Raw genomic sequence first — 504 nt, 5'->3', positions numbered from 1 at the left:
TGGTTCGAGCCCAGGTTGGAGAGCCAATCTATTCTCCCATAGCTCAGTCGGTAGAGCGACGGACTGTTAATCCGCAGGTCCCTGGTTCGAGCCCAGGTGGGAGAGCCAAGATTCCAGAAAGCCCTCTCATTGCGAAGTGGGCTTTTTTTATACCTATATTTTTAGATTGAAATCGTGTTGATCTGTATGCACTGTGCCATATTATTTCCGACATTTCAGATCATTTACAAGAATTAAGGCTTATTAAAATCTGACCACTGGCCTGTTTTACCTAAAGATAACAGTTTGAACTAAAAACCTTTTCGACTATTTTTAAAACACTTGATTCAATTTCTGCAGCTTTTTGCTAAAAGTGCCTTGACCCCTTTTCAAATCTCTCTATAATCGCTTTCAGATTCTCCAATAGCTCAGTCGGTAGAGCGACGGACTGTTAATCCGCAGGTCCCTGGTTCGAGCCCAGGTTGGAGAGCCAATCTATTCTCCCATAGCTCAGTCGGTAGAGCG

The 504-nt window shown here is 43.8% G+C and carries 2 tRNA genes; both read left to right on the top strand.

Annotation, left to right across the window (positions count from 1 at the left end):
- Positions 1-32: 32 nt before the first annotated feature.
- Positions 33-108, top strand: a tRNA-Asn gene (locus tag ACTJIX_RS14860).
- Between the two features lie 288 nt (positions 109-396).
- A tRNA-Asn gene (locus ACTJIX_RS14855) sits at positions 397-472 on the top strand.
- Positions 473-504 lie beyond the last annotated feature (32 nt).

The organism is Acinetobacter sp. 22323 (genome assembly GCF_052044895.1).
In the GTDB taxonomy this organism is placed as follows: domain Bacteria; phylum Pseudomonadota; class Gammaproteobacteria; order Pseudomonadales; family Moraxellaceae; genus Acinetobacter; species Acinetobacter schindleri.
This window is presented reverse-complemented; position numbering and strand designations above follow the sequence as displayed.